We start from the raw sequence: 22,178 nt of genomic DNA, 5'->3' as shown, positions 1-22,178 counted from the left end.
ATTTCGCTGGTCATCCCGATGTATTTGTAATCAATGAAGTTCTTCTAAATTTATAAACAAATAAAAAAACGGTTCGTCTATCATGCCCTAAACATGAATGACAACCGTTTTCCAGCTTCTTCTTAATTAACAACATGTTCTATCTTAAATATTTCTTGCAATATGCGGCTTACTGTAATGACTTGTTCCACCGCCACCTACTACTACTTTACCGCCTTTTTCGAAAATTAATAATTTACTTGAACCATCTGCAAGAAGCACTATTACTTCAGCATTATTACTTGTTGCTACATAAATTACATAACCACTCTTTGATATACAAGTTTCCCAATTCGAATCAAATTCTGATCTTACTACACGATTTGAATACACTTGATTTTCAATTCTATCTTGTTCTACGTTTTCCAAATTTATTCTCCCCTCTTCCCTGCATAGTTATATATATTAAAATAGCACCATCTAAAATAGTGACCGATTTTAACATAAATAGTATATGTAATTAGTAGGAGAATGCTTGGACAATAGAAACGAAATAGACTTTGGGAATTTTACAATTGAAACTTCTCTTTAATCATTTCCGCTACTTCTTTTGCACTCAAATACGTGTTATTAATTTTTATATACTCTTCTTTTTCAATTTCACCATGAAGAGAGTTTAATCTATGCATTTTCATCGTTTCTTTCAAATTATTTTCAGACCACTCAATATCTCTTTTTTTCGGTTTATGTTCTAATCTATTCGGGCTTTTATTTCGTTCTAATCTTTCATCTAATTCCGCTTCCAGCTCTACAAAATACACTGTCCCACCTTTTGATTCAAAAATATTTTCTACATGATGTATATAATCCCAATCCTCTTGGAGGTCAAATGCCCATATATACGTAAAAATCATTCCAGATAAATCACTTTTAGATACTTCTTCAAATATTTCATTACGAAATAAACTTACTAGTCTTTTTGCTTCTTTCGTACTGTAATCAAAAATTGGACTTACTAAATCAATTGTCATGTGGTTATGAAAAAGTTTTAAACCGGTTAATGTTGCTAATTCTTGCCCCACTGTCATTTTTCCAACTGCTTGTGGGCCAAATATTAATATAAGTTTCATTTATTTCCCTCCAATCTTTCTCTATAAACCATTACATAAAATAAAAAATAAGACAGCCGATTTTAAAACGATTGCCTTATTTTTTATTCATAGTTTTAGTTCTATTCTTTTCGCACAGCTTCAAAAGTAATCATTTGATTTGCGTTTGACGGTTCTTTTTCATAAACATATTCAGCAGAGCAAGTAATGTTTGAGAAACCTATACTTTCTAAAAGAAGTATAAACTCTTCTATTCCATACCAGCGCAGCGCAAAGCGTTGCAATTCTGTTTGTACTAACTGTCCTTTACTCCACTTTTCATATTTCAAATATGATACAGTAACTTGGTCCAGCCAATCTATTTCAATTGATTTATTTTCTAATGTGATTCCGTCTCCGCTTGGCAAAGAGAAAGTCGATGTATGAATTTCTCCAGTCTTCCAGTCATGCGGAAGCATAATATCTACGATTAATTGTCCATCTGGATTAAGATGTTCATAAAAACATTTCAATGCATTTATAGAATCCACACGATTTTCAATTAAACAAAAAGATCCAGTAGGAATGATAATTGCGTCATATTTATGCGGAAGTGAAAATTGTTGCAAGCTTCCTTCATACAAATTAGGATGTAAGCTTCTCTCTTTACAGCGCTTACGGCAAGAATCTAGCATTTCAGGTGAATAATCTATCCCATCCACTTTAAAACCAGCCTCTAGAAGCGGAATGATGACACGCCCTGAACCTACTGCAGCTTCGAGGATTCTTCCTCTACAATCTTTTAAACGTTCTTTGTAATACTCAATATCACCATTTAAAGAATAACCGACTGGTTTTGTGTAATCATACAGTTCCGTACAAAGTGTACTATAAAAGCTAAACATTTATTTTCTCCTCCGTTTTTACGTACGGAAGATTTCAATTCAACTAATCTTCCTGTACCTCTAATTTTAATGAGATTTCGAAAGAGCTGACTATCATAATATATCACTCACTTTCCATAGAATATAATGATATTGTATTACATACCCTTCCAATTTGAAATATAAAAATTAAAAATTCAGACTACAAATTAAAGAGCTTACTTTAGTAAGCTCTTTAGAAAAAATATTTATTTCACAATCGGCAATGTCACTTCACTTAATTTCACTGTAAGTTTCGTGCCAGCTTTCGGTCTAATTGTATAATCATAATCACTTGCAATTAAAACAACTCCGATTTGATGCCCCACTTTAAATACATAATCATCTGGCTGCATGTCCCATGTAAATGTATAATCTTTGCCCGCTTGAATCGCTGTTGAATTTTCTATACTCTTTACGTTTTGTGGATCCATCCAGCCTCTCGTTACGATTTCCGGCTTCGCTCCTCCATAGTCAACAAGTAATGCTGTTAAATTTGATACAGATCGATCAATATTTCCTGTAATTGAAATCTTTGGTGTACCACTTATACGCGTATCTTTTTGCAGTACAGGCATTGTATATACTAATCGATTTGCTACTTCTAATTCTGGATTTGCTACTAATTGGTTTGATTTCATTTGTGCATCATCTAAGAATGAGAAAACTTTATTAGCCGATCCCATACTTAATGGAAAATTGACTGATTTATTACTTAAATACATACGGATTTTTGAAGGTACAGCTGATGGATCTGGCCAATTTTTTATCTTTTGCCACGTTTTATTTTCTCTTTGCACATCAACCATTGGTTCATCCATAATTCCATTTTCAATCCCGTATAACCAATAATCTAACCATTTATTTTGTGTTTGCTGCCAGCTATTACTTGATGTCCCACCATGACCACCTTGGTGTAGCCACATTTTACGCGGAACATTATTTTCTCCAAGTGCTTCCCACCATTGCGCGAACTGTTTTGTTTTAACATTCCAATCGTTTAAACCATGAACAACAAATACACTCGCTTTTACATTTTTAGCATCTTTTACATAGTTACGTTTATCCCAAAAATCATTATAATTACCTGTTTTTCGGTCTTGTCCAGCCGTTAACTCTTTTATAACTTGTCCGCAAACTTCAGGGTTTTCCCTTGTCAGTACTGCTTCTGCCATATTATCTGTATCTTCCCCTTGATATCCGCCTGGAGCAATGACTGCACCATTTGCACGATAATAATCATACCAACTACTAATTGCTGCGATTGGAATAATTGTTTTTAAACCTTCGACTCCAGTAGTCGCAACAGCATTTGGTAATGTACCATTATAGGAAACTCCAGTCATACCTACATTTCCTGTAGACCAATTTGCCTGAACTTCCTCACCCTGTTCTGTAAATGCTTTCGCGCGACCGTTTACCCAATCAATAACAGATTTTGTCCCGAGTATCTCTTGTTCATCTCCAGTTGTAGGGCATCCATCTGATTTTCCAGTACCGATACTTTCGCCTAGAATAACTGCATAACCTCTTGGCACGTAATAGTTCCCATACGAACCAAGATTAACCGCTCCATACGGTTTTCCTTCATACGCATACAATTCTTCATCTACATTATATACAGGAACATCTTTTAATCCAGATCGATATGGACTCATTTCATAAATAACAGGAACTTTCACATTCGAATCTGTCTTTGGACGCATAACTTTTATCGATACTCTGTCTTTCTTACCGTCTCGATCACTATCAACTTCTGTCTCTACATATAAATTTTCGATAATAGCTTCATCGAGAGAATAAATCGGTTTTGTCATCCCATTTTCTAATTCAATTTTCGTACTTTTAGTCTCTTCCTTCTTCTCTGCATGCACATCCATAGTAAAGCTAGGTATAATTGTTGCAGATAGCATTGCTGACAGTGTAATTGCCATTTTCTTTTTACTCAAAATGTTCCCTCCCCTTATTCGTTCTCTTTTACTATATAACAAAATAACTGAAAATTCAGTTTTATTTTATATAAAAGTTGAGAAACTCAAAGATTTCTTATTAAGTAAAATTTAATGCAGGTATGAAAGTATTTTCCCACTTCCTCCTTCTTTATAACGTAAAACTTTAATCAGCCCTCACCAATTGGGCGTTTACGATCAGCAGGGCCACTTCTTTGCTTTCGCTGAATTTTGAGGTGGGGTCTTACTGCCCGGCAAATAGCGGGATAAATAGAGAAAAAGACAACCGATATTTCTATCGCTTGCCTTACATTCCATTTATTATTTTTCTAACTCTTTAAAGGTATCTTTCAAGTCTTTATCAGATACCTTTATATCTGCATTTTTAAGCAGTTCTCTAGTAACTTGTTGATGGAATTGAGGATCTTGTATACGTTGCTGTTCTAATTCTTTACGAATATTCTCTTTCTCTTCCTCATACGGTTTAAGCTCTTTTTTATCCGTTAGCTTAATAATATGATATCCGAAAGAAGATTTAACAGGTTCACTCAATTGACCAACTTCTAACTTATACGCAGCATCCTCAAATTCTTTCACCATCATACCAGGTCCAAATTCAGATAGTTCCCCACCTTTTTCTTTAGAACCTGGATCCTCTGAATATTGTTTAGCTAATGCCGCGAAATCTTCGCCACTATTTAATTTTTCTTTAATTTCTTTTGCTGTCTTTTCATCTTTTACTAAAATATGGCTAACTTGAAGCTTTGGCTTATAATGATCTTTAATATCTTTTTCCGTTACGGTTGCTTTAATAGCTTTTTCAAAAGCAAAAGTAAGCTTTAATTTCTCTTTCAACTGATCTTCATTTTTCACACCATTGGATTCCATATATGTATTAAAATTATCGCCCATCTTGTCTTTTAATTCTTTTAGTTGTTTCGTTACCTCTTCATCCGTAACTTTATATTTATCATGTAATACTTTTTCTACTACCATTTCAGATAAATTCTGTTTACCGTAGTTTTCTTTTAATTTTTTGTTAAAATCACTTTCTGAAATGCTTCCTGATTTTGTCGTTACAATATTATCTGATGAACCACATGCAGATAAAGATAACGTCATACCCATTAAAATGCTACCAATTACTAATTTCTTTCTTTTCAAATCTAAATACCTCACTTCATTAAATTCAAATATAACTATGTAAATATAACGTTTTCCTGTGAACTTCACGTGAATTTAATGAAAGTAGAACATTTGCTAATTCTCCATTTAATACATCAATTTTGAAAATTATGGTGATTCATCCTGTATCGCTAATCTCTAAAGCTGCAAAAAGGACTAATATTTTCATTAGTCCTTTTTCACATTTATATAAAATTGAATTTCTCCATCTATAGAGGAAACTCCATATTCAAAACCATGCCTTTCTAAAATACTTTTCACTATCGCTAGTCCTAATCCTGTACCTGATTTTTCTTTACTACGAGAAGATTCTAGTACGTAAAAAGGCTCCCAAATTTTCTCGATATCCTTAATTTTATCCGTAGGAATGCCATTTTTTATTTGGAAATATATACTTTTATTTCTATCTTCTAATGTAATTATTATGTTTTGATTTGCTGTATATTTTATCGCATTAGAAATTAAATTTTGAAACACCATTCTCATTTTATTTAAATCTGCATAAACGATTGTATTGCCCGCATTACAATTTACTTGCAAGTTAATTTCTTTCGAATCCAGTTCAATCTGATGCTTATCTAATATACTCTGAACCAGTGGTTCAATGGGGAATTCTTCTTTTTGTAAAATATCTCTTTCTAGTTTAGAAAATCGTAATAGTTCTTCAATTAAGTTTGATATTTGATCTGTTTGTTTAATAATTGTATCTACATAAGTCCCATCATCTAATCCATCTTTAATCCCCATAGAGTATGCTTTTACTAATGCGATCGGTGTCTTTAATTCATGCGTTACATCACCCATAAATCGTTTTAAATGTTCATTACGATCAGTTAAGTCTTGATGTGCTTCATGTAGTTTTTCACTCATGATATTAATACTATTGGCCAACTCTCCTATTTCATCATTCGTTTTCACTTTCGTTCTTTTAAACTGCAAATGTGAAATATCCTGAGCCACATCACTTAACTCTTTCAGTGGTGTCGTTATTATTTTTGAAAGTATCCACACAAGTAAAATAATAAGAAGGAGCGAGAAACATAGGATATATAAGTAAAATGTATTTAACGTATTTATAATTTCATTTGAATTCGCAATGGAAGTCCCAATTAAAATTATCGTATCATCTTTCGCAATATATTTAGCAAAAAAACTCGCTTTTACCTTTCCTTGATCGTACAGTTTATTCGATTGCCCTTCCGTCTTCACTTTCATAACTTCGTCTTTCGTAATCCAAAGCTTATTTAACGTTACTTTCTTTTTGGTAAGTTGCATGCGTAACGCGTCGTTCATAGCATCTTCTGACTGATTAATTGGCGTATACGCAATTGTAACGTTATTTTCACTTTCAATTGTATGAATAACATCTTCTAAATCATTGACTGGCGCATTTTGTATTTGAGTTGTAAATTCATTTAAGTTTTCACGTGTTTTATAAATATTATATTTCGGCAGGAGAAAGTTAATTAATAATAAAGAAATTGTAAATATAAGAATAACGGTTAAAGAAATGCTGAGAAATAGCTTTTTCCCAAGTTTATTCACTTTGTTCCTCCAAACTATAACCCAGCCCACGATGCGTCTTAATAATATTTTCTCCAATTTTTTTACGCAGCCTTCTTACATGTGTATCAACCGTTCTCTCTTCTCCAAAATAGTCAAATCCCCATACAATGTCTAACAATTTCTTACGAGTTAAAATAGTTCCTTTATGATTTAAAAAGCATTTTATTAATTCGAGCTCTGTTTTTGTAATTTCTAACTCTATATGATTTTTATATACTTTATTTTTGGCAAAATTTATCTTTACATCTTGTACTTGAATAATATCATCATGCTGAATAAGTTTTTTCGCTCGCGTAATTAGTACTCCTGGATGAAATGGTTTTTTTACGTACTCATCTGCCCCACTTTGAAGCGCTGCTAATTCATCTTCACTTTCACTTTTCGCCGTAAGCATTAATACTTTTACGCTTGAATTCTTTTTTATTTCCTGACAGACAGTAATACCACTATGTTTCGGCATCATCCAATCCAAAATAGCTAAATCAATTTTTTCATCATAAAATATTTGAAGTGCTTCCTCTCCGTCTTTCGCTAATAATACTTCAAAGCCTTCTTTTTCAAAATAAGCTTTTAAAATCCTTAACATATCTTGTTCGTCATCTGCAATTAAAACTTTCATATTTTTTCCTCCATTGCTTTTAAACAAAAACCAATTGTATCATACAACATCCTTGTTACATGAATGTGACAGAAAAATATTTAAAGCTTTTGAGGGGATAGTAATGGTGAGGTGTTGTACTATGATAAAAAAAATCGGGGTCATTTCTCTGCTTCTATTTCTATTATCAACAAATGCGTTCGCAAATACAAATCAACAAATTGAAGTATTTGATTGTCAAAAAGAAATGGTCATTCAAAAACAATCTTTAGATCCAGTAATCCAAAAAGAAGCAGTTCAATACGCTAAATCAATTACTGGTCCATTTAAAAACTTAAATGTCGTTCCAAAAGATGGCTATATGATAAAAATCCCTTTATCTAAGCCGGTTTCTATTACTAATCAATGGTTACACACTACAATAGACGAAGTACTTATACTACTCCCACTAAAAGAAAAGCCTTATATTATGCTTTATGATGATGAAAATAATCCGCATTTTTATTATGTAAAAGGTAAACCAGGATTATTATTGAAACACATGAAGGTTAAAATGTAATTGAATGAAAAGGAGTCACCTTATAAGCTAAATTTTAAAAGCTAAGGTGCTCTTTTTTATAATAACAATTTGGTAAATGAAATTATAAAAGTTGTTTTTAATATAAGGGTCGCACCTTCATATATATCAGGGATTTTTAAAATATATCGATTTATCAACGAAAATATCTTTCCGTAGCTATTCTTTGGATAGCAATCTCTATAATAGTTTGTAGTGACTCGATCCCTTATATAATCCCCCTTTTACAAATCCATTTGAAGTATAAAACACATCCCCTTGCTTCGTGTCAGCATGTAAAACAATCACTTCAAAATACTTTTCCGCATGACATAATAGTTGATTTAATAATAAATTCCCTAACCCTATACGCCGATAATCCTTGGAAATATAAAATCTCCTCAACCGCCCAATCTTATTGTCTTTTGTGTACGGATCTTTATTTAAACCTCCAACTCCGATTAACATATCCCCTTGGAAAATACCATATAAACATTCTCCAGTTTTATTGAATACATTTACTTTGTTTTTATATTCATTTATTAGTCTTATAAGGAAATTAAACCCTTCTTCTTCACTGTCTTGAACGAGATGACTGAATTCATATTCCATTAAATTTTCTATTTGTTGAATATGTATATCTTTCAAGTCCATTCCCCCTAAGTACGAAAATACATAAAAATGCTCGAGAATCATTTATTCTGAGCATTTTTATGGTTGTTACTTTATTTAATTCATAGTATGCATATACTTCAAATCGATAATACAGTTAATTAATTTTATTATGAAAATATAAGAGCCTTGCTACAATCTAGTGTGTGGTAAGGCTCTTTAAAGTTGTGTAATTCTTATTGAACTAAAGCACCTGTTTACTTAAATGAATACATATACATTTATAATGTCTCTCAAATATAATATCAGTTTATAAATTCACCATTCTTCTCTAGCAGGTATAAGTTAAATTATAATTTGTTAATTGATATGCTTGTGTAACCACTGTTCAAATATTTTCAACTGTTCTTCAGTATGAAAATAATGTTCACCCGTCTCCATAACTTCTAATTCACAACGATGTTTTTTTGTAAAATAGTTAATAGTTTCAAATTCGCACAGTTCATCCTTAGCTCCGTACATAATATATGTATCTGTATTCCATGTACTAATAGGATGCTCTTTTACATAGCATAAATAATCCCAATATAACTTTTGACCAATAGGTGTCTCTATAGTCATTTCTTTTTGTAAAAGCTCCGGTGTTACATTAAACCATTTCATCATATTTTCTATAATTCGTTCCATATTAACTACTGGTGATAAAAATAATGCCTTTTCTATCACATCATTTTGAAAAGCTAAAAGGCTAAAATATGCTCCCATACTACATGCAAACACGTTTATTTCTTTCCAATGTTCTTTTGCGTAGTTCATAATTATAGATAATTCATTAACACAAAACTGTACTTTACAAGGAGTGTTATCATTCTTTCTTTCTCCATGATCAGGTAAATCAAAGCTTAATACTTGATAACCTTTTCGATCGGCTTCTTCAGCTAATATTTGAATAACTACATCTTCCTTATTTGACATATTTCCATGTACTGCAATAAAAATTTTTTCACTCTTATCTCCCCACAAAACCGCAGGAATATTACTAATTTTAAAATTATTTTTAAGCATATTCCCCTCCATAAAATAAGACATATAGGACTCGAAAAAAATGCACACACTTTATTTATCTCTGTACAGCAGGCAGTATCCGCTTTAAATCTATTAAATCATCTATTACTATATCAGCCTGAGCAAGTTCATCTTCTTGCGCAAAATCAAAATTGCATCCAATTGCCAGTAAACCGTTGTCTTTCGCTGCATTTATATCAGATAGCCGGTCACCAACTACGGCTGCCTCTTTTATATCATATTTGTTCATAATACTTTTAACTAAGTCACCTTTATTTAGCGATTGTATTTGTTCGATACTAAACGTTTCAGTCACCCACTTGTCTAAAGCATAATACGTTACGATTGCTCGTAAATATTCTTTCAAACCATTACTAGCAATGTAAATTGAACAATTATTTTCTTTTATATATGTAAATATTTCTTTTACATTTGGATATAAAGCGCCTTTTCCGCTTTTTATGTTTTCAATTAGTCTATCTAAAAAATATGCATCTGTTTGTTCTCTTATTTCAATAGAATGGTTCGGTAATAAAGCTTCCCAAACTTTCGGTAGCGGCACACCCATAATTTCACGGTATTTTTCAATCGGTGTTACCGTATCCCATAATTGAAGTGATCTTAAGTGATCAAAAGTATCATCCAACGATAATTCTAAAATTTTATCTGTTTGAAATAATGTTCCATCCATATCAAAAATTAATGCTTGTAACATTCCTATCTCTCCTTTTGGACTATAGTTTTACCAGATATATTTTTAAGCATCTCAATAATAATTTCTGAGCAATAATTCGCAGCAGTTTTCGCGAAATCATCATAAGAAACTTGAGCTTCATCATCTGCACTGTCAGAAATACATCGTATAACAAGAAACGGTATATCATTTATGTAGGCAACATGTCCAATTGCTGCACCTTCCATTTCTGTACAATGAGGTGCGTATTCATCTATTAATTTTGCCTTTAACTTTGAATCTTCAACAAAACATTCACCACTTACAATTCTTCCTTCGTGAGCTTGAATATTTGAACTATTACTGTTACATGCTTTACGTGCTAACTCTATCAATTCCTTACTTGCAATAAACTCCTCTTGAAACGGGAATAATTTTTTCATTTGATTTTTACTTACATCATGATGGGTAACATTCGTTGAAATAACTACATCACCAACTTTTACATCTGGATGTAATCCACCAGCAACGCCCGTATTGATGATAGAGTCTACATTAAATTTATGAATTAATGTTTGCGCACATGCAGCTGCATTTACTTTCCCTACACCAGAACGTGCAATAATTACTTCTGTTCCCATGAATTCTCCAATATAAAATGGCATTCCCGCTATTGTCTGTTCTTCTTGTATTACTTGCTTTTCTAAAAGTAAATCTATTTCAATTTGCATTGCTCCGATAATGCCGATTCTGTTCATGTATGTAGTCCCCTTTATTAATTAATCCCTTTAATCCTCTCTGACATAACCGACAATAAAAATTTCGGAAGTACAAGTTGTCTCTTTAATCTTTTCGGCTGTGAGAGTAACCTATACAGCCATTCAGTTCCAGTATCCCTCATTATTTTCGGTGCTCTTTTTACAGTACCAGATATTATATCAATCATTCCTCCGATACCAATAGATAGCGGAACGTTTAATGTTTGTATGTTTTCATAAATGAACTCTTCTTGTTTTGGTGAACCTAGTCCTACAAGTAATAAATGCGGCTTGAATTGCTTAATTTTCATTTTTATTTCTTCTATTTCTTCACCATTTACAAATCCATGCTGTCCTTTAAATTGTGCTCCTGGGAACTGCTCATTTAATTTTTCTAATGCCTTTTTATTACTTTCTGGCGCAGCTCCAAAAAGAAAGACACGATATTCATTGTCGTTACAATATTTTATTAAATCGTGAGTTAAATCCGCCCCAGTAACACGTTCTTTCAAAGTTCCTTTTAATATTTTCGAGCCAATTATGACACCAATCCCATCCGCTGTTATTAAATCCGCAGATAGTAACATCTTTTTAAACTCCTTTGATTTTTCCGTATTTTCCTTTGCAGACATAACAATTTCAGGATTTGCAGTTACTACAAACCTTGGTTTCTCTTGTTGTTCATATAACCAACCTTTTAATAAACTTATAGCTTTTGCATATTCTAAAGTTGAAAAAGGTATACCTTTTATAAATTGCTGATCCACTTTACTCTCCCCTTATATAAGCTGCAAATATTCATCAATGTCTTTAGAAATTTGAATAAAAGCTTTATTCCAAAATTCATAATTTCTTATATCTATTTCAAAATGTTTTTTCATAAGCTCCTCTACTGGAGCCTTTCCTGTTTCTCGTAAGAACTCTTTATATTTCGAATGAAAAGTACTTTTACCTTCTTGAGCTATTTCTAATAAGCTAAAACTTACTAAATATCCAAACGTGTATGGATAATTGTAAAAAGGAACATCTGCTATATAAAATTGAATATATTTCATCCATACAAACGGCTGGTATTCACTTAAAGCTTTTCCATAAGCTTCTTTTTGTGCCATTATAGATAATTTCTCAATTTCATCAGCACTTAATGGACCCTCTTTACATTTTTCATAAAATGTTTTTTCAAACTGATACGATGCTCGTATTGCCATTACATAATTAAAACTATTTCTTATTTTCCAGCTAAGCAATACCTTTTTCATATCTTTACTATCCGTTGTTTCAATTAGATAATTTAAGAGTACCGTTTCAAAGAAAATAGATGCTGATTCAGCCGTACTCATCGGCAAATAATCATCTAAAAAAGATGTAGATTGTTCAAAACTCATATTATAAAAATGCCAAGCATGTCCTAATTCATGAGCGAGCACTCTTACACTATCTATACTCCCATCATAACGCATGGAGATTCTCGATTCTTTCTCACTGAAAAATGGAGCACAAAACCCACCTGGTGGTTTATTCTCTCTCGGTTCAGCATCTATCCATCCACTTTCTATCGCATTACGTGCAAATTCTGCTAATTCTTCATCAATATTCTTACATGCATCATAAACGTTTTGTACTGCTACTGAAAAAGGAATCATGACCTCATTACTTTCCTTTACTGTCATAAGTTCATGCCATGTAATCGAAGCTTTCCCTTTCTTATACACGTTTAAAGCACTTACTAATTTATCAAGGTTTTCTTCTGTCAAATTCCACATTTGGAATAATACAGTTTCTGAAATGCCATTCGCATGAAAAGATTGTGTTAAAATCTCTCTATCTTCTATTTCATTACTCTTTGCATTACGCAATCTCCCTACTTGATTTAATACAGTAGCAAAGATTTCTTTTTCCTTATGTAAAGCACATGTTAATGAATCGAATACTTCTAATCTTTCCTTTTCATTATCACTATTCATTGCAATAGTATTTGCTTGTCCAAAGGATAATAGTTTATTATTGTGCTCTATTTCTATCCTATCCCGTAATTGTATGTACATATTTTCCCACGCATTAAGTTCATCTTTTATTAACTTAGTATTATCTGAAGTTTCCACTTCATTATGTTTTATTACTTGCTGTAATTCACTTTTTAGTTCCTTCACTTTCACGGTCAATTTAGTAAGGTCAGATGGAACACTTTCTTCAACCGATCGACAGTACAAATAGTATTCTGCTTTTTCAATAGCTTGTATAAGCTTTGAAAGAATCTCTACATCTTTTGTTACAAAATATTGCTCTTTCAACTCCAAAATCGGAAATAGAATATCCTCATTCAAATACAAGCGATTTAAATCCCATCTAGCACTTTCTTGCATTTTTATAGCCGCCTCCTATTTTTACAAATAGTTACAGATATTTCTCCCCACACAATTATATATGAAATGGCAAAATTTTGATATCTTCAAATATTTAAATTCCTATAAATATATTCTTATTTATACTCTTTTCTTCTACCATTAAGTATCATTACACATATAAAAAATACTCCCTCTACAAGATTGCATTTGATATAGGAAAACTTCAAAGATTTTATCTTCATCAATACCATATCGACCGATTATCACAGATTAAAAAATAAAAAAGGATTGATCAAAAGATCAATCCTTTACTCTACTTCATTTAAGAAAAATAACGTTATAACGCCAGGTCCTGTATGTGCACCGATTGCTGCACCAATTGTATTTACGATAAATACTTCACAGCCAAATCTTTCCGTAATTAATGATTTTAATGCTTCAGCTGTTTCTAAATCGTCACCGTGAGTCATACCGATTGTTTGACCTTTAAGGTCTTTACCACGTTCTTCCATAATATCAACAATACGGCTTAATACTTTCTTTTTCCCTCGTACCTTTTCAAGTGGTACAAGTTTTCCTTCTTCCACGTTTAAGATCGGTTTAATGTTTAGTAAACCACCGATAAATCCTGCGACTTTACTTAAACGTCCACCTCTCACTAAGTACTGTAAGTCAGCTACAGTGAAGATATGTTCCATATGGCTCATTAGAAAATCAACACGCTTTAAAATATCTTCTTTTGACGCGCCGTCTTTTGCCATTTTAGCAGCTTCTAAAACGACAAGACCTTGACCAAGCGAAGCACATTTCGTATCAATAATTTCTAAATCTAAGTTAGCATATGTTTCTTTTACTTCCTCTTTAATGACAACTGATGATTGATATGTACCAGACAGTTCAGATGAAAAAGCTAAATATATACAAGGATTACCTTCTTTTGCATAAGAAACAAATTTTTCTTGGAACGTTTCAAGTGAAGGCAATGACGTTCTATAAACAGCGCCTTCTCTCATTTTTTGCAATAATGTAACTGACTCTAATGTTACTCCATCTAAATACTCTGTTTCTGCTTCATCATATACACGGAGTGGAATTAAATCAATATCATATGCTTGCAGCAATTCTACTGGTAAATCCGCCGCACTATCCGTAATGATTTTAACACCCATTTTTAAACCTCTATTCTGTTATAAATATAAAATAATAAAATAAAAATAGTACTTTTAAATTATATACGTAAAACTTAAATGAAGAAAGGAAAACACTTTATATTGTATGCACTATTCTTCAAAACTTGAACTGTTAATGAAAATGATTCTATTTTAAACACCTTTTTCTTATTATTTTTCTAAAACACGAATAATTTTATAAGTATTTTGTATCATTATATTTTAATTCTTTATCTTAATATAATCTTTTCAAATTCATACTGTTTAAAATGTAAAAGCCAAATCCAATAAAGGAAATGGCTTTTACATTTTCATAAAATAACCAAACTTTATTTTCCATCAAATTGTTTGTTTACATTCATACTTTGGTGATGTTGAATATTAGTCCAGTTATGATAAATATTTATAGCCTGTACTATAATTAAAACAGTGAATATTCACCTGTAAGAATCACTAGATAAAAACAAGTTAAACATTTTATAAAATATTTAATTTTACTAGTAAAGCTAATAAAATTTGGAGAAGAATTTGAACATTTACTGCTATGTCTGTATCCGTAGTCGTAACTGTAACATTTCTAGAATTTCTAATAACAGTTTCTTGTTTATTAATTTGTTTAATAGATGATTTTTGAAACAATTCTTGTGCTACACGGTCAGCTTTTTCACTATCTGCTATAGAAATACTTATTATAACCACGATAGCTGCTTGTAATGCTGCTTGAATAGATAAAGCAGCTTTTGTATCTGTAGTAGTAACTTCTACATCTGCTGAATCTACAATTGTAATAGATTCTTCAGAAATTTGATACGTTTTACTTTCTTGCGCAGCTGCTTCTGAAACGCTAGCATTTTTAAAAGATGGATGAGGATTTGAGGAATCTAATGCACTCCACTTTTTATTTTCATCTGAATGACATGTTTTGTCCATGCGTTCACCCCCTTTCAATCTAAATAATTATTAACTTGTGATTGTATTTCAGAAACAATACTTTTAATTTGCTGCTTTTTTTCTGGTGATAAATTTTTTAATTTTTCTTCATTTATCCCATGCCTATTAAAAATATCTGAGAGTAAAAGGTCTATAATTATATTCTTTTGATCCTTATCAAACTTAAAGGAAGAAAATTTGTTTAAATCATCCATTTACAATATTCACTCCAATCAATTTTCTATAAAAATTTTAAATATCTACGAGCATTATATGTAATGAAATAAAAATTGCTTGGACAAGTAACTTAATCTTCTATTTTCACTTCTTTTTGCTAATAAAATCAAAAGCTGACTTCTTATAAGAAGACAGCTTTCCTTCACTTCACATAAATATAAGTTTCATTACTGTTAAATCATGTATTTTATCTTTATTTGTAGTTTTCCACACTTGCTTTACCATTCATCTTGAATATTAATTCAGTCATAATAAAAAGTCCAAGCTTGTACCACGTATTACAACAAAAAACATTTACTTAGAGTGAAAACTTATAGCTAAATATCAATAGAATAGACACTTTATAAAATGTTTAGTTTAACTAATAAAGCTAATAAAATTTGAAGGAGAATTTGAATATTCACTGCAATATCTGTATCAGTAGTTGTTACGGTTACGTTTCTAGAATTTTTAATAAATGTTTTTTGTCTATTAATTTGTTTAATAGCTGATTTTTGAAATAATTCTTGTGTTATTTTATCTGCCTTTTCACTATCTGCTATAGAAATACTTACTACAACTACGATAGCTGCTTGTAATGCCGCTTGGATAGATAGCGCAGCTTTTGTATCTGTAGTAGTAACTTGTACATCTGCTGAATCAACTATTTCAATATATTCCTCAGAAATTTGATCGATTTCATCTGTTTGTATAGCTGCCTCTAAAAAATTTGCATTTTTACTAAACGAATAATCATTTAATGATTCGCAATCTTCTTTTTTTGGCTCGCAATCCTCTTTTTTTGGCTCACAATCTTCTTTTTTTGGCTCACAATCCTCTTTTTTTGGCTCATGAACTCGTTTTTTCGGCTCAAACTCCCGGTTTAATGGATCCCGATTTTTCTTTCGTCTACAAACTTCACATTCACACATAAAATCACCCCTTTTAGTCTTAAAAATTAGCAATATTAAAATATTGACTAACTAATAGCATTTTATGTATTTTTTTAAAATTTGTTTGGACAAGTAACTTAATCTTCTACTTCTTTTTCTAATAAAAAAAGCTGCCTTCTAATAAGAAGACAACTTTCTTTGTGACTACTCTAGAATAGATTTCATACAATATAATTGTTCCTTCCTTATAACCTGAGTTCGTCACTTTAGTTATAAAAATGTGGGTATATCCTATAACCTTTTTTAGGGACCATCCATAATTTATTTCATAAAAAGTGCTTTGTTTTACTGAAAGGTGGTTGCGGAAACAACCGCCTTTTTATTCGGAACAAAATAAAACTTTTATATAAAAGACCCATACTTAAATACACTAAACTTCATATAATATATTGCATCCTTTCTTTTTAGAATAAGTAGTCGTTTACTGAAGGGCACTTTTCGAAGTGCTCTTATCTTTAATCCCCCTCTTTTTCAGGAAGAGTTTTTTTACTAAACCATAATATGATTTGTATCACTAAGGCTAGGGATTACGACATTTCCTTAATAACTTCAATGAATACAGTAGCTACTAATTAAAATACCCCTATGATCTTCTCTACACTTAAACCATCGTGCATTACCGAACGCATGAACTAATTTTTATTTTGACTATGTAACACTAAATTCACAAGATTATTATCCTATGTTTGGTGAAGCCATCATTTCAATGCCAGCAACCCCACACTTTTAACTAATAACTTAAACAAATGGGCTACCTCAAGGTTCCTTTGATATAGTATGTTATGTTCTATATAATGAAGAAAGCGCTAGTATTTCCAAGGAGGATGTATATGAGTATTCAATTGGCCACATCTAACGATTTAGAATGGGTTAATAATCAATATGACTCAATAGGATTTGTACGAAGTGATTTAAAAAGAGATAAAGTTGCAATTATTACATATAACAACGAGTATGCAGGTGTTGGCCGATTAGTCCAAATAGATGAAGATACTTTAGAAATGGGTGGGATTTTTATTCTGCCTCAATTTAGAGGGCTTCAATTAGCTGGTGAGCTTGTTTCATTTTTAGTAGAAACTGCGAAAAAATCACAAATACAAAATGTATATTGTCTTCCTTTTGAGGAATTAGAAAACTTTTATAAGAAATATGGATATACTGAAGTCGATACTACGACAGAAGCAGTCCATCCAATTATTCTAAAAAAATATAATTGGTGTTTGGAGAACTACGATAAACACGTTCTACTATTTAAATTGTAAATGTAATAAAGTGAAACTTTAATCAGTGGGAGTTTTAATCAAACCCCTCACCAATCGGGCTTTGATTAAAACTCTATGTTCCGTCAATACTATAGATAATATGATTGTATTTCTCCATTCCCCCTGAGAGAGGAGCAGTTGGCTTTTGCTAGCTGCTCTTTTATTTTTTCAAAAAGTCACATAAATATCTTTAATTCCAAACATTCAAAAGATAAAATATGATATGATTGTTATGAAGATATTTACCAACTAATAAATGCGCCCTAGACTTACGTACTAGGGCGCATTTATTTTTTAGTATGTAACTCCTTCACTCATCTATTATCCACAAAATAAGTATCATATGCCTTATCAAATTCATATCCTAACTTTTCTGCTAGTTTAGCAGATGTAGTATTCGCTGCGTCCCAGTTTGGATACTTTCCATTTTCTAAGCAATCCAATATAAGAGCTGCACTTACTACAGTTGCCAAGCCCTCTCTTCTATGATTGTGATCAGTCGCAACTTCAATTTCAATCCCATCATTATAAATACTATACGAGGATGCACCGCATACAACTTCTCCGTTATATAAAATGCTATAACCTATACCACGGTTTATATAATCTTCTACCGAATGAAATTGACTTGTGAAATCTTCAGATATCTTATGTAATGTAGGGCTATTTGCGATATGCTCGTCTATTCTTCTTAACTCATATTCTTTTGGAAGTGCTGATATAAAAGATTTTAATTTTGAACGATTAAAAACTTCTGGATTTCGTTTGAATTTATAACGTAAAAACTTATCTATTTTTCTTTCATGGAATGTTTCTAAGCGTTGTTTCCACTCTTCACTATTTACGATAACTAAAATTCTTTCTGGAATATTACGTAATAACTCTTCTGTTTCTTTCGTATTTGGGTCTCCAGCGTAAAATGTAAAAATCCCTACCGTAACTTGTGCTACTTTTGGATTTTCAAGATCATTTAACCAAGCAGTACCCATATGCCCTTGTAAATAAGAAAGTAAAACAACGTTATTGAAATCCTCAAACATAGAAACTAGTTTTTTTCTTGTATGTATATTCGCTTCATATATCATTTACATTCCCGCCTTCTTTAGAATCAACTACTCTTAACATTTTCATGAGCGCTCCATAATTCGTATTCATATACATACCCACCTGTTCATCATAAAAGCAATTGACTATTAAATTAAAACTTCGAATATTTATAAAATATCAGTAAACATAAAATGATTATAACATCTACTAACTATGAAATGATCAACATATAAAATAAGTCAACAATAAATATATTTCTTACCCGTTAACAAACGGTTTGAAGGACCAACATAATTAATTATGTAACAACCCTCAACAATAGTTTGAGGGTGCATTTAAATACATGTGTTATAACTCATTTTTATAAATAAAAGATTCCGTCTCACCGTTCTTATATACTTTAGTCAATTTAACAACTGATTTGTACGTGTTAACGTCATCCTCTATCATTTTTTTCATCTCTTCTATTTCGGCATCACCAGTTCCGCCCTCTATTTTTAAACAGTTCGAAATGGAAAGGTATCCGCTTGATGCCAATATAAAAATAAAAATCGTATCAGGAAAATTAATAAATAATAATCCGTAGTTTAAAGGGTCTCCAGCTGGATGTGATAAAAGTAATCGAAAACCTACCAGTTCAGGTACTTGAACAAAATCTCTAGAAACTCTCGCCTCACCTACTATAGTAATTTGCTTTACTACATTCCCGAGATCATCTGTAAATTCAGTACATCTAGGTGGATTAATTGTTGTTGCTTGGAAAGACACATTTAATTCAGGATTGTTAAAATCGAAAAAGATTGTACTCCCCTCTGTTAAACAATGCGGGCAAACATTTCCTAGCAAGCTAAAGTCCTCTTCAATATATTTAACTTTTGTTTTGCAACTACATACTTTCCCTATTCGAATTGCATCAATCTTTGAACAATCGACAAATATAACCTCATTGTCTTCTTGTACGAATGATACGATACCTGTTTTCTTATTAAATGAAAGAAAATAAGATACAGCAATTTCGTTTCCTGCTATTATGATACTTTCAACTTTTGTATACGGTTCTAGACTCTGTAAAAACTCACATATACTATTTTGGCAACACCCACAATCACGTTTCGGTTCACACCCCACTTACACTCCATCCCTTCTCTATATAGAATTGCTACTACATATATATGAGAAGAAAATAAGAAAAGCTTGGACAATATAACGTTAACGTAGCAATATCGTTACCTAATCGTACATTTATATGGAAATCACACCATTTTTGAGTAAGGAAACATAATTTTTACTATAAATACATATAACAATTTCATCTTTCATGAAAAAAACGTTATAATAAGGTGTAGCCTCTACGATTACGTTATAAAGGAGATTAAAACAATGGCTAAAATTAAAGTATACCAAGCAAAAGAGGAAAATATGGAAGCAGTAAAAAACATCATTGATGTTGAGGAACAAAACCCAACTGCTGAAAATTTACAAAATCTATATGCGTGTGTATTAGATACTGAAGATATGGCATTGCCTGAATCATATATTGAAGAAGATATCTTAATTGATTCTATTGAAGTTATGGTTAACGCTTCTCAAAGCAAAGTAAGAGACTTAGGCGCATACGATGTAATCGAAGTTCAAAACAAAGGCAAGAAAACGCAAATTTTATTACTTGCAGACGAAGAATACGAAATTATCGAAGGCTAATCTAACACCGTACATACGAAAAAGCTCCTTTCCAATTAGAAAGGAGCTTTTTCATTACGCTTTTGATGTTTCACTCTTTTTATTCGTTTGTTGTTTCTTAATTACCATGCGCTCATTTCCCATAAAGAAAATGAATATGAATGCTAATCCAGCTGGTACCAATGCCCACATGAATGTTTGAACAATTGAACTAGAAAGAGCGTCAATAATCTTATCTAATATTTGCGGAGGGATTTGAGATCTTGCCGATTCTGATAGAATAGCTCTTGAATCCCCTAAAGCGTTTGTATTCATTCCCCCGCTCATCCCTTTAAATGCTTCTTCTAATTGATCTTGGAAACCTGTTCTTTGGATCATTCCGAAGATTGTAATGCCTAGTGTCATTCCTAACGAACGAATGAAGTTACTCGTTGAAGTCGCAGACCCGCGCTGTTCCATACCGAAGTTGTGAATAGCTGCCATACTTAGTACAGAGAATGAGAAACCGACTCCAAATCCGATAATAATCATATAAACTGTTAATAATGCACGACTTGTTTCTGGTGTTAACGTGCTTAATAAGAATAGTCCAATTAGCATAATAACCGCAGAAATAATCATAATGTTTCGGTAGCTAAGTTTAGTTGTTAAAAATCCACCTAACTGCGCTGTTACGACTGATCCTAACATCATCGGTAAAAGTAATAATCCTGAGTTTGTTGCGGTACCACCGTATACACCTTGAATAAATAACGGAATGTACACAGTTGCTGACATAAATGCAGCACCGTAACATAAAGCAATAATTGTACTCATTCCGAATAAGCGCTGCTTAAACATCTCAAATGAAATAATTGGTTCTTCTACTTTTCGTTCAATAAAAATGAATGCAATGATTAAAATGGCGAATCCACCAAATAAGCTTAAAATAAAGCTAGAATCCCAATCATATTTTTGTCCGCCTAGTTCAAGCGCAAACATTAAAGAAACTACTGCACCAACTAAAGTAATTGCACCAAACCAATCAATCTTTTGCTTCCTATGAACGCGTGATTCTTTATAAAAGAATGTAATAAAAATAAGTGCTAAAATGCCAAGTGGTAAGTTAATATAAAATACCCAGTGCCAGCTAATGTAGTCGGTAATATATGCGCCAAGTAATGGCCCAAAAATACTAGATAATCCAAATACCGCTCCGAATAAACCACCCATTTTCCCGCGTTTTTCAGGTGGGAAAATATCAAAAACGATAGTAAACGCGATTGGCACTAGTGCCCCGCCGCCAATACCTTGAATGGCACGATAAATACCTAACTGTGTAATATTTTCAGCAGTACCACAAAGTGCCGAACCAATCATAAAGACAATTAAACCGAAAATAAAGAATCTCTTTCTACCATACATATCTGATAGCTTACCGAAAATCGGCATGCCTGCCATTTCTGCGACCATATAGGCAGAAACAACCCATACAAAGTTTTCAAGGCCTCCTAAATCACCAACGATTGTTCCCATCGCCGTTACGACAATGGTATTATCCATCGATGCCATTAAAATACCTAGCAATAAGCCCGCCACAACAAAGCCGAGCTTATTATTCTTCTCAACCATATCTCTTGCTCTC

23 protein-coding genes are annotated in these 22,178 nt (G+C 32.0%); 3 read left to right on the top strand and 20 right to left on the bottom strand.

Annotated elements, in window-relative coordinates:
- Window positions 1-144: 144 nt before the first annotated feature.
- From ACTFP3_RS20140 to ACTFP3_RS20110, 7 genes are all read right to left on the bottom strand, one after another.
- Window positions 145-408, bottom strand: a complete 264-nt coding sequence (locus tag ACTFP3_RS20140; protein ID WP_000432429.1) for a hypothetical protein — start codon at window positions 406-408, stop codon at window positions 145-147.
- Between the two features lie 140 nt (window positions 409-548).
- The gene (locus ACTFP3_RS20135) at window positions 549-1,109 is read right to left on the bottom strand and encodes an AAA family ATPase (protein WP_000767065.1); all 561 of its coding nucleotides are present in this window, start codon (window positions 1,107-1,109) and stop codon (window positions 549-551) included.
- 101 nt (window positions 1,110-1,210) lie between these two features.
- Window positions 1,211-1,972: a class I SAM-dependent methyltransferase gene (locus tag ACTFP3_RS20130; protein ID WP_000490918.1), complete on the bottom strand. Its 762-nt coding sequence runs from the start codon at window positions 1,970-1,972 to the stop codon at window positions 1,211-1,213.
- Window positions 1,973-2,199: 227 nt separating this feature from the next.
- Window positions 2,200-3,939 (bottom strand): Xaa-Pro dipeptidyl-peptidase, encoded by a 1,740-nt coding sequence (locus ACTFP3_RS20125; protein ID WP_197323781.1) that lies wholly within the window; start codon window positions 3,937-3,939, stop codon window positions 2,200-2,202.
- A gap of 321 nt (window positions 3,940-4,260) precedes the next feature.
- Complete coding sequence (locus ACTFP3_RS20120) at window positions 4,261-5,103, bottom strand: peptidylprolyl isomerase PrsA (RefSeq protein WP_002204764.1); 843 nt, start codon at window positions 5,101-5,103, stop codon at window positions 4,261-4,263.
- A 189-nt stretch (window positions 5,104-5,292) separates the two neighbouring features.
- Complete coding sequence (locus tag ACTFP3_RS20115; RefSeq protein WP_001037254.1) at window positions 5,293-6,669, bottom strand: sensor histidine kinase; 1,377 nt, start codon at window positions 6,667-6,669, stop codon at window positions 5,293-5,295.
- Window positions 6,662-7,309: a response regulator transcription factor gene (locus ACTFP3_RS20110; RefSeq protein WP_033696159.1), complete on the bottom strand. Its 648-nt coding sequence runs from the start codon at window positions 7,307-7,309 to the stop codon at window positions 6,662-6,664. Before ACTFP3_RS20110 ends, ACTFP3_RS20115 begins: the two co-directional genes overlap by 8 nt.
- Window positions 7,310-7,430: 121 nt before the next feature.
- Between ACTFP3_RS20110 and ACTFP3_RS20105 the strand changes: the two genes are divergently transcribed.
- A complete protein-coding gene (locus ACTFP3_RS20105; RefSeq protein WP_033696158.1) occupies window positions 7,431-7,847 on the top strand; it encodes a hypothetical protein in 417 nt (138 codons plus the stop codon).
- 198 nt (window positions 7,848-8,045) lie between these two features.
- Here the strand turns inward: ACTFP3_RS20105 and ACTFP3_RS20100 are convergent, their stop codons facing one another.
- The 10 genes from ACTFP3_RS20100 to ACTFP3_RS20055 form a co-directional block, all read right to left on the bottom strand.
- A complete protein-coding gene (locus ACTFP3_RS20100) occupies window positions 8,046-8,540 on the bottom strand; it encodes a GNAT family N-acetyltransferase (RefSeq protein ID WP_113304098.1) in 495 nt (164 codons plus the stop codon).
- A gap of 276 nt (window positions 8,541-8,816) precedes the next feature.
- Complete coding sequence (locus ACTFP3_RS20095; protein WP_440011057.1) at window positions 8,817-9,521, bottom strand: alpha/beta hydrolase; 705 nt, start codon at window positions 9,519-9,521, stop codon at window positions 8,817-8,819.
- Window positions 9,522-9,576: 55 nt separating this feature from the next.
- A complete protein-coding gene (locus ACTFP3_RS20090) occupies window positions 9,577-10,236 on the bottom strand; it encodes an HAD hydrolase-like protein (RefSeq protein ID WP_033696156.1) in 660 nt (219 codons plus the stop codon).
- A gap of 2 nt (window positions 10,237-10,238) precedes the next feature.
- On the bottom strand, window positions 10,239-10,952 hold the full coding sequence (locus ACTFP3_RS20085; protein ID WP_326036455.1) for a 5'-methylthioadenosine/adenosylhomocysteine nucleosidase: 714 nt from the start codon (window positions 10,950-10,952) through the stop codon (window positions 10,239-10,241).
- Between the two features lie 17 nt (window positions 10,953-10,969).
- Entirely contained in the window at window positions 10,970-11,719 is a 750-nt protein-coding gene (locus ACTFP3_RS20080) for a WecB/TagA/CpsF family glycosyltransferase (RefSeq protein WP_000372664.1), read from the bottom strand.
- 12 nt (window positions 11,720-11,731) lie between these two features.
- Window positions 11,732-13,315 (bottom strand): M3 family metallopeptidase, encoded by a 1,584-nt coding sequence (locus ACTFP3_RS20075; RefSeq protein ID WP_033696155.1) that lies wholly within the window; start codon window positions 13,313-13,315, stop codon window positions 11,732-11,734.
- 290 nt (window positions 13,316-13,605) lie between these two features.
- Window positions 13,606-14,466, bottom strand: a complete 861-nt coding sequence (locus ACTFP3_RS20070) for a DegV family protein (protein ID WP_000538278.1) — start codon at window positions 14,464-14,466, stop codon at window positions 13,606-13,608.
- Window positions 14,467-14,943: 477 nt separating this feature from the next.
- Window positions 14,944-15,396, bottom strand: a complete 453-nt coding sequence (locus tag ACTFP3_RS20065) for a spore coat protein (RefSeq protein ID WP_000361676.1) — start codon at window positions 15,394-15,396, stop codon at window positions 14,944-14,946.
- Window positions 15,397-15,410: 14 nt separating this feature from the next.
- Window positions 15,411-15,611 (bottom strand): spore coat protein W, encoded by a 201-nt coding sequence (locus ACTFP3_RS20060; protein WP_000342253.1) that lies wholly within the window; start codon window positions 15,609-15,611, stop codon window positions 15,411-15,413.
- Window positions 15,612-15,974: 363 nt separating this feature from the next.
- Window positions 15,975-16,544, bottom strand: coding sequence for a spore coat protein (locus ACTFP3_RS20055; protein ID WP_000333025.1), 570 nt, complete (start codon window positions 16,542-16,544; stop codon window positions 15,975-15,977).
- A gap of 851 nt (window positions 16,545-17,395) precedes the next feature.
- On the opposite strand from ACTFP3_RS20055, the gene ACTFP3_RS20050 reads away from it, so the two are divergent.
- Window positions 17,396-17,827, top strand: coding sequence for a GNAT family N-acetyltransferase (locus ACTFP3_RS20050; protein ID WP_000027163.1), 432 nt, complete (start codon window positions 17,396-17,398; stop codon window positions 17,825-17,827).
- A gap of 314 nt (window positions 17,828-18,141) precedes the next feature.
- Here ACTFP3_RS20050 and ACTFP3_RS20045 read toward each other — a convergent pair whose 3' ends face one another.
- Together ACTFP3_RS20045 and ACTFP3_RS20040 are read right to left on the bottom strand one after the other, a co-directional pair.
- Entirely contained in the window at window positions 18,142-18,912 is a 771-nt protein-coding gene (locus ACTFP3_RS20045; RefSeq protein WP_440011053.1) for a GNAT family N-acetyltransferase, read from the bottom strand.
- A gap of 310 nt (window positions 18,913-19,222) precedes the next feature.
- Entirely contained in the window at window positions 19,223-20,002 is a 780-nt protein-coding gene (locus ACTFP3_RS20040; RefSeq protein ID WP_000501710.1) for a BC_2878 family exosporium-associated protein, read from the bottom strand.
- Between the two features lie 252 nt (window positions 20,003-20,254).
- On the opposite strand from ACTFP3_RS20040, the gene ACTFP3_RS20035 reads away from it, so the two are divergent.
- Window positions 20,255-20,575: a hypothetical protein gene (locus ACTFP3_RS20035; protein ID WP_001062733.1), complete on the top strand. Its 321-nt coding sequence runs from the start codon at window positions 20,255-20,257 to the stop codon at window positions 20,573-20,575.
- Window positions 20,576-20,629: 54 nt separating this feature from the next.
- Here ACTFP3_RS20035 and ACTFP3_RS20030 read toward each other — a convergent pair whose 3' ends face one another.
- Complete coding sequence (locus ACTFP3_RS20030; protein ID WP_000229616.1) at window positions 20,630-22,165, bottom strand: MDR family MFS transporter; 1,536 nt, start codon at window positions 22,163-22,165, stop codon at window positions 20,630-20,632.
- Between the last annotated feature and the right edge of the window lie 13 nt (window positions 22,166-22,178).

The organism is Bacillus cereus group sp. MYBK5-2 (assembly GCF_051915685.1).
Taxonomy (GTDB): domain Bacteria; phylum Bacillota; class Bacilli; order Bacillales; family Bacillaceae_G; genus Bacillus_A; species Bacillus_A cereus.
Note: the sequence above shows the minus strand (reverse complement) of the source record. Positions and strands in the feature narration are given on the sequence as shown.